Source organism: Endozoicomonas sp. ONNA1, assembly GCF_024606325.1.
Lineage (GTDB): Bacteria > Pseudomonadota > Gammaproteobacteria > Pseudomonadales > Endozoicomonadaceae > Endozoicomonas_A.
The window spans coordinates 1-2,725 of sequence record NZ_JAHHPN010000381.1 but is presented as its reverse complement, the minus strand read 5'-3'; the positions used below and the strand labels follow the sequence as shown (position 1 = coordinate 2,725).

The following is a 2,725-nucleotide window of genomic DNA, read 5'->3' as shown; positions in this document are numbered from 1 at the left end:
CTTCAAGACTGGCGCAAAAAAAACTACACCCAAGTCTACGGTCTGACTGGCAATGGCTCAAAGATCTCTGAAAACTTTGAATGGACCACTGAGCCTCTGCAGAGAATGAACCGGTTTATTGATGACAATGTCCGGCGCAAAATGGCTCAAGAGGCCGGAATGGTTGTCTGTTCAGACCCCAGCCACAAAGCCTGCAAGGCTGATCAGAAAAAAGGGATCACCCGCGGTATTCATAACAGCGGGTATGATCTGGGGCAAGTGGTGATTCCGGCCAGCATGACGCTGTTGGAAAAAATGCAGTACGAACATGACCCATCGCTGCTCAGCCTGGCAACACAACAGGCATTGGCGAAAGAGGTGCAGCGGCTGAATAGCGAAGGTATTCGGATGAATCCGGGCACCTTGCGGCAAACAACGCTGGCTTCGGAAGCAGCTCAAAAAGTGCTGAAACAACGGGGAATTGACGTGTTCAGCAGGAAGCGACACTACTTTTCCGACAATGGCTTCCCGGGAGAGCGGGTAATGCGGGTGCCGAAGAAAATAGCGAAGCCTGATGCCCGGGAGGATGCTCCGGCGGGGTGGGCATGTAGAATCCTTTGATCTTGTTATGAAAATGCAGCTACGGACAGTGGGAACGTAATGGAACTTCATGACCAGTTAATGACTCTAAGTTCATTAGGACTCATCCGCAAAGCAGTGGGTAAATAATTAGTTTTAAAGAGGTATTGCCATGAATGTTACCCAAGGAGCGGGAACCTATGCGAGCTCTTGCACTCCTCCACCAAAGTTTGAAAACCAGCCGGTTATAGCCTCTGGTCCGTGGACAGTCTACAAATCGACCCGCAAGCTGCTCCCCCTTCATCCCAGGGAGTCTGAGCGACAGGCGCTACTGCTGGCCGCTGAGAGTGGGCGCCTGGCGTTACGGCGAATTAAATTGGCTAAAGAAAAAGATTACTTTTCGGGTAATGGGGCACCAAGACCCTTCAGTCTCGCCCTGCCGGGGGGGATGATGCCCAACCAGCGTATGCCAGAATCTTATGGCAAATGGATGGTAGGCATTATTGATCCACAATGCCTCTACGTTTATAAACGTAATGCTGGGACAAGATTTCTGGTGTTGGAGTCTGACTTAACTCCGGAAACACTGCCAATAAAACTACTGCCTCATCTGCAATCATTGCTCGGTAAACGTCTTGAGCGTGACGATCAGATCATCTGGAGAGTTTATCCCACCCTTTTCACCTCAGGACATCTGCAAGCGGATGGAACGTTCAGTTTACCAAAATTGAAATCCGGCGATGGTACCCGCACAGCTGATTATCCGGAACTGTTGCTCAGCAAATATGGCAGAGAAGACATCAAATGCTTTTGCGTTTACGACGATGCACAGATAAATATTTCCGACATCCTGCGGGACAAGCGCCAGTGTGAAAAGGTATTAAACCTTAAACCCTTGCCTCTGGTTGTTTATTGCCACCGCACAGGCTCTGTTCAGGTCTGTTTTGATGATGAGCTGGACAGTCATCGCCTGGCCGGGAATGAGCATTCTCTGGAAGGTTGTGCGTTTACACAGGGCATAGCCCCGGACCATTTCAGAGCCCTGTTAAATCTGCTGCCAATGTCTTTGCGGGCAGACACACTGAGTCAGGAATTAAACGTCTCACCGGAAGTTATGCGCAAATTACAACAGGCCATCGAGTTGGTAAGTGACCCCTATTGTTACAATTACGAGAAGCTTCTGGAATTAAAACAAAGTGGCTTGCCCATTCACCAGCGTTTTTTCTATGGAGGAGAGGTTGATTCTTTGCTTGGCCTGTTAGTGTTTTCCGAAATGTACAGAAACATGGAGCCAGAGCATGAGCAAACTCAGAAACAGGCGCAAGAAGCTTGTCGCTTACTTCATCTGCTTTTGCAAAGCGGGACAAAGCTGGAGAGAGCTATTCTCTTAATTGAGAGGATGAACGGCACCTCGGAACAGGTAATGCCAGCGGGTGCAATGAACTATATGGTGGCAGCCTTTGCTCCCTTTGATTTTATGACTCTGGAACATCTCCAGAAAATACCTTTAATCGGTTGCCCGGGAAACGTCGTTGAATTTAACCGAATCTGTCAGCGGCTCAATGAAGAGCAAATACAGCAACATTTGAGAAGAGTATTAGATGTGAGTTTTGAACCTCCCCCCCTCGCCACAGTCAAATCCCACTTGCTGGCCCTGTTTCATTTCAATGCTTGCCTGGACGAAAAGACTCTGGATTGGCTTAAATTATTCTTGGGCAAATATTGCATTCGCGGTGTGCAAATTATTGATGATTTAACCATGGATGATTATATCGAATGGGTTGAAAAACTGTGGATTAATCGGAAAACAGATCCTTTCTACCAGAATTGGCCAAAGCATGTCGAACAGTCTCATCGGGAAATTGAGGACCTGAAAAAATCTCTCGGTCTCAACGATTCCGGTGCCTCGGCCACACCATTGGTAACCGGGGTACCAGCGGCATTACAGTTTGTAGTGGACGCGTTCAAGAGGTCGCCGATCCTGCCTGACAATGCTGGCGATAATGAAAAAACCATCCTGACGGTATTGCAGCATTATTACCGCCGTCCGGGGCCGGAAAGAGTGATCCAGAGCCTTGGCAGAGAAACCATGCCAACCGTATGGAAACCGCAGCACAGCTGCAGTCATGTCCTGCGGGCCAGAAATAATGGGCTCTGGTATATGGAA

2 protein-coding genes are annotated in these 2,725 nt (G+C 48.7%); both read left to right on the top strand.

Annotation, left to right across the window (positions count from 1 at the left end; all coding sequences use genetic code 11):
* Nucleotides 1-600, top strand: a 600-nt coding sequence (locus KDK19_RS08795; RefSeq protein ID WP_257291757.1) for a hypothetical protein, incomplete at its 5' end; no start/stop codon positions are given.
* A 130-nt stretch (nt 601-730) separates the two neighbouring features.
* On the top strand, nt 731-2,725 hold a 1,995-nt coding region (locus KDK19_RS08790), incomplete at its 3' end, for a hypothetical protein (protein ID WP_257291756.1).